The following is a 6,015-nucleotide window of genomic DNA, read 5'->3' as shown; positions in this document are numbered from 1 at the left end:
GGGTGATGGGGTGATGGGGAAGTGGGGGCGTAGGTGCTATGCAAAGAATGGGCGGCGGCGATCGCCACATCGGGAATGCCAATCAGCAGCGCATCTTCGCCGCTGAGTTGGTAGACTCGCTTTTCAATTGCCACTCGGTAAGTCGGCAGAAGCTGGGGGTTCAGGGTTTCTGCCAGCAGGCTAATCAGCAGGTGGTGCACCTCTGGCCACAGGTCAGAGTTTTCTAGATAGGGGTTCATCCCTGGAAACGGCAGCGGCATTCCGGCGGACTCCGTAGCGGCTGCTTTAATTGTACGGTGGGGAAGTGAGGTGGTGGGGTGATAAGGAGGTGGGGTGATGGCGAGTGATAATAAGGGAGCGATCACGGAAACCCTAGCCAACAAGAAACACAAAAACTCATTTTGAAGCATCAGCTATGGTTTCAGGGCTTTTCTCACCGTCAGATGGCAAATTCTCTTTAAAGCTCTGTTTCTTCTCGGGGTCTGTGGATCGCCAAAACCTGCATTCTCTCGTCGAACCCAGCGGGGCCATTGATATACAAGGCTTTCAGGGGTTTTCCACAGGACGTTATTGCGAAAAAATATCATTAGTGGGCGGGTGGGGTAGACCCCGACGAAAATGGTGGGTTAGAATGCAGGCGTGGCAAGGGTTCTAGAACCCAACCCTCAAAACTTCCTCGGAAGTTGAACTAATGGAAACACAAACAGGTTACTCCTGCTTGTGTGGGGGCAAAACTCAAAACTTCCTCGGAAGTTGAACTAATGGAAACCGCAACGGTGTAGCCGAAATCATCACAGACCTCGACCACCTCAAAACTTCCTCGGAAGTTGAACTAATGGAAACCCCAATGAAGATGGTAAAGAACGTACCAAGAACTCAAAACTTCCTCGGAAGTTGAACTAATGGAAACGATCGAGCTCTCTCAAACCCCAGTCACGGAGTTGAATAACTCAAAACTTCCTCGGAAGTTGAACTAATGGAAACTACCAGTAGCCTTCGTAGGCACTGATGAACGACCCGACTCAAAACTTCCTCGGAAGTTGAACTAATGGAAACACCAGACGAATAGCCTCAGGGCCACTGGGGATGTAACGGCTCAAAACTTCCTCGGAAGTTGAACTAATGGAAACCGTCTTTACAACGGTACATACCCAACGAGTGCTCCTCAAAACTTCCTCGGAAGTTGAACTAATGGAAACGCACCGAGCATCATACTCTGGAACGTGACGATCATCCTCAAAACTTCCTCGGAAGTTGAACTAATGGAAACGGTAGCCACGGATTGGCCAACCACTCACGCTTCTTCTCAAAACTTCCTCGGAAGTTGAACTAATGGAAACGTAGCTCTCCAGCAGCTGCTTCAACTCGTAGTATTCAGCTCAAAACTTCCTCGGAAGTTGAACTAATGGAAACTGTATACTAGGGGAACCCCAATGGGTTCTTGACATCTCAAAACTTCCTCGGAAGTTGAACTAATGGAAACAGATTGAGGCCACTAACCAGTGGCTTCCGTCCCATACCTCAAAACTTCCTCGGAAGTTGAACTAATGGAAACCAGAACGAACCAAACTTCATCTTCGAGGTTTTCATCTCAAAACTTCCTCGGAAGTTGAACTAATGGAAACAAATCAGTTTGGGAATTAGATGCGGTGGCGAGCGCAGCTCAAAACTTCCTCGGAAGTTGAACTAATGGAAACCAGCATCCGCTGCAACAAAGTTCAGAAAGTCTTGCTCAAAACTTCCTCGGAAGTTGAACTAATGGAAACCCGCATTGCAGCTGCAAGGAGGACAGGATAAACGCTCAAAACTTCCTCGGAAGTTGAACTAATGGAAACGTTACAAGCAAGGCGCCTAAGGCTGCCCACTTAGCGACTCAAAACTTCCTCGGAAGTTGAACTAATGGAAACATTTCCGGACTGAAGAACAGCCAAGAGATTAGGATCCTCAAAACTTCCTCGGAAGTTGAACTAATGGAAACACCATAGGCTGCCCAAAAAGTGATCTTTTGCTCAGGAGTCTCAAAACTTCCTCGGAAGTTGAACTAATGGAAACTTGAGCCCTTGCATTACCAAACACCAAACCCAAACCCTCAAAACTTCCTCGGAAGTTGAACTAATGGAAACAGTGGGTTTGTTGGTCTCGCTTACAGGGAATCCTTGCTCAAAACTTCCTCGGAAGTTGAACTAATGGAAACTTTCAGGCCTGAGACGAACTCAGCGTCGGGCTGCGGACTCAAAACTTCCTCGGAAGTTGAACTAATGGAAACGAGTGGCTGCCGTTAGCAAGAGCGGGGGCACCTACTCAAAACTTCCTCGGAAGTTGAACTAATGGAAACACCAAATTTTGCCGACGGCAAAATTTGGTGTTTCCTACAAGCAATGACAGAAAAATAGGGCCATTAGAGCGCTAAAACTCTGCTTTGTCTTTCATTGGAAAAGTAGGGTGCATAGCGCTCAGGCGCGGCAATGCCAACGTGCAGCGAAGCGGAGCAATGCACCAAAGCTATAAAGAGAGAACGCCACGATCGCAAAGCGGTGTATTGCGGCCCAGCGGGAAAGACCTGGGGCTTTAGCAAAATGGAAATTTAGGCCGCGAATGCACCCTACAAATTGCTATTTCTTCGTTTTTCTGCCTTCTGCCTTCATCCTTCTGGCTTTCCTCAAATCCCCCGCGCCTCCAGCACCAGACTCTCCACCGTCGCATCACGGCCATAGCGCTGCATCACAATATCCAACTGGGGCGACTGTGGCCCCTCCAACTTGCGGGCCGTTTTAATGATGCTGGCCGCATTGCGCAGCCAGCCCAGGCGCAGCAGCTCTGGCAGCATTTGGTCAATGAGGGTAGGTAGCACAGTGGGGTCGAGACGATGCAGGGCGCAAAGTACGTCAATAATTTCCGACTCGCCATTTTTAAGCTGGGTCATGGGAATGGCCATAAGCAACTGCTGCACTACTTGATCAAGCTGGGCAACATCCAACCGAGAATCCTCGGTACGGGCGATCGCCTTCAGCAGCACCACCAGCGATCGCCCCAATCCGCCCTCCAAATCCCCTCGCCGGGCTATGCGAGTCAATAGAGTATGCAGCGTACCCACAATCGGCACTGGCACCCGGTGATAGTGTCGTACCCAGTTGGTCGCCAGATCGCAAAAATGCCTCACAACGGTGGGGTTGGCTTCGTTAGCCAAAATGGTGCAGATCTCGCCCAGGGTAGTTTCGTTGAGGTCTGTGGAAGCGGCATCGACGACGATGGCCCGCTGGTTAAGGGTAGTGATCGCCACCAGCCCATTCGCCCGCACGCCCACAAAGCGCGATTGCACTAGCGGCAACAGATTGGCTACCGTCAGTGAGTCCCCTCCCACCTTAGCCAAGTCTTGGCTGGCGGCAACGGCGGCATCGTTGCTGGTACTCAGGGCTGCGTCGAGCAGTTTGGCCAGGGCAGCGGGGTTATAGCGGGCCTGCTGACGGTAGAGGGTGACCAAAAACTTCTGGTCTTTGCCGCTGAACTGGTACAGGGGCGGGTGGGTCTCTAAAGGCTGAAACCGCAGCATTTGGTGGGTCATTTCGTGCCGTAGCGCAGGAGAAAGGTGGGGCAGGCTTTCTTCTAGGAATTTTCGGGCCGTGGGGGAGGCATCGGCCAGCATGTTCAGCAGTGGGGCCAGAGGTTCTGCCTGGGCGGACAGGTGGGGCCGCAGCCACTGGGCGATCGCCTCTTGCACCTCAGCCGAGTAAAGACCGGCAGCACTGGGGGGCACCAGCCGTGGCAGCCGTTCCAGGTAGAGCGGTGGAGACGTGTCGGGGGAGTAGGAGCGCAGATAGGCCCAAACCCAGGTACCAGCACCCTGCTGAATGCTTTCGGTCAGCGCCTTGAGGTTTCGGCTAATGCGATCGGCAGGGCCACAGAGATAGTCCTCCATCAGGGCGTAAAAGATAGCGTCATCTTTAGCGGCCCAGCGCCCCACCGCTTTGATTTGAACCTTGTCCCACTGAGCCGGAGCAGGATGATGCAAAATCTCAGCCCAGGTCTGCCCCAGGGGAAACTGGCCCAGGGCCACATGATCAGGTAACATGCCCGAGACAAACTCCCCCAGCGCGTCTCTGATGTCTTCATAGCGAGGAACGGGATGGGCCAGCAGTCGTTGCAGTAGGTCTCGCTGGGCAGCTGGGGTCGCCGTCTGGTGGCATTGCACAATCCCGGCAGCGGTACCATGACCCACCAGATCGACCTGCTCTCGCAGCGCCGCCAGCAACGCCTCCTCCGGGTTAGCCTGAATCAACGGAAGGGAGGGTTGCAGAAGCCAGCCCAGCAGTTGCACCCGGTCGTCGTAACCCTCGGGAAATTTGGGATGCTCTGTGGGCGGTCGCCTGGCAACGACGGCTAAGGTTTCAGGGAGGCGTTGCCTCAGAGCCGACCACCAGCGCTCTAGCAAGCCGCCGACCATTTGGGCCGTGTTGCCAGCGGTGCGATGGTCTGCCTCTTGCAACAGAGTCAGCAACACATCCCAGGTGTTTTCGATCAGGAGTCGGGGGGCCGCTGCGATCGCATGGCGCAGCCGTCGCTGATGGTGTTCGCCCAGGTGCAGAGCCGTGGGCAACAGCCGCCTGAGGGCATCGGGGCGATCGCGCGACACGGCAGCGTAGGCAACCGCACCAAAGATACCCATGGCATTGAGGTCGAGCTGGGCCACCCAGGTTTCAAATTCGGCTTCCTCGGCGATCGCTAAAAACTGTCGCAGCACTGGCAGCCAGTGGGTGCGCTGGGTCAAGGTTTCGGGCTGCTGAAGCTGCTCGAAGAACTGGTGGCGCTGGGCAGTGGCCGACTGTCGGGTGAGCCAGTATGCGATCGCGTACTCCAGCAAGGTCTGGTGGAAAAAATGCACCTTGCCGCTACCCAATGGCGTCAGCACCCCTTCGCTGAGCAAGTCGTTGTAGGCCGCCAGCACCGCTGGGGTAAAGCTCAGCCCCAGATCGTCGCGGTAAAACGACTCGCACAGACGGCTTTCCGATAGCTCAAACAGTCGTTGGGCAACTCCCAGGCAAAAGGCTTCTTTCTCCATTGCCAGGGGGGCATAGTGGCTTTGGTCTATCCGGCTGTAGGCCACTTTTTCTTGCCAGTAGCGCTGGTACAGCTTGCTCACGGTCAGGTCGGGGGGCACATCCCCCGCTTCGCCAAATAAGTCGCACAGCAGGGCCAGCAGCAGCGGGCTTTCCAGAATGTCGCGCAGGGAGCGGTTGTCGGTAGACAGTGCCAGCACCTTATCGGCAAATGCCTGACCTCGTTCCGGCTGCTCTGGAGCCAGGGTGCGAAAGAACGCCACCGCCGCCGCCCGAATCTCAGCAGTAGAAAAGTTGGGCACCGCGTAGCGATCTGCCGCCTGGCTTAGCCCCGGCAGCCGCAGGTTCACCGGCTCCAGGTAGTCATTGTATTCGTGGTCTCGGCAGGTAAAGGCCACTGTGGTGCCTGCCGCTAGCACCTGGCGCATTAGCGCTCCAAAAGCCACGACAAAGTCGCGGTTAATCACCAGGTCCAGGGTGTCGATCAGCAGCACACCGCGCCCCAGGATTTGGTTGAGCTCCTGGCAGGCTTCCACCACAGAGTGCATGTCGCCACACAGACTCTGCCCCAGGGCGATCGCGATCATCTCCTGCTGGTTTTGGGATGGGCCACTGGGCATTGCCCCGGCCATGGTGGAAGCCACCAACCCATAGGACACAAACCCCCGAAAGCTAGTCGATAGCGACAAACTGCTGCACAGCACTAAACCGACCCAGGGCGTCTCTGCCGCTAGTAGCTCGTCGTAGATGTCGCCCAAGATGGTGCTTTTGCCATAGCCTGCTGGGCCAATGATGGCGATCAGCCGCTCTTTTTGCTCGTGAGTGCCCCGCGCAATTGCTCCTAGATACTTTTCCCGCACCACCTTTCTGGGAATGCGCTCCAAAATCCTCGGGTTCAGCGCCTCGCGGGCAGCGGTGGCTTGGGTTTGGACAGCGGTGAGGAGGTGGGGTGGTGAGGAGG

At 55.1% G+C, this 6,015-nt stretch carries 2 protein-coding genes and 1 CRISPR repeat array; both genes read right to left on the bottom strand.

The genetic code is table 11. The features are described from left to right. Positions 1-260 (bottom strand): DUF4058 family protein (locus IQ254_RS29125; RefSeq protein WP_193969648.1); only part of this gene is annotated, 260 nt, incomplete at its 3' end. A 404-nt stretch (positions 261-664) separates the two neighbouring features. Continuing rightward, positions 665-2,335: direct repeats of the CRISPR family, unit length 35 nt; unit sequence CTCAAAACTTCCTCGGAAGTTGAACTAATGGAAAC. Positions 2,336-2,659: 324 nt separating this feature from the next. Then, the coding region (locus tag IQ254_RS29120) for a hypothetical protein (RefSeq protein WP_193969647.1) at positions 2,660-6,015 on the bottom strand (3,356 nt) is incomplete at its 5' end.

Origin of the sequence: Nodosilinea sp. LEGE 07088 (assembly GCF_015207395.1) — a bacterium.
Lineage (GTDB): Bacteria > Cyanobacteriota > Cyanobacteriia > Phormidesmidales > Phormidesmidaceae > Nodosilinea.
The sequence above is the reverse complement of the archived record's forward strand: the minus strand, read 5'-3'. Positions and strand labels throughout refer to the sequence as shown.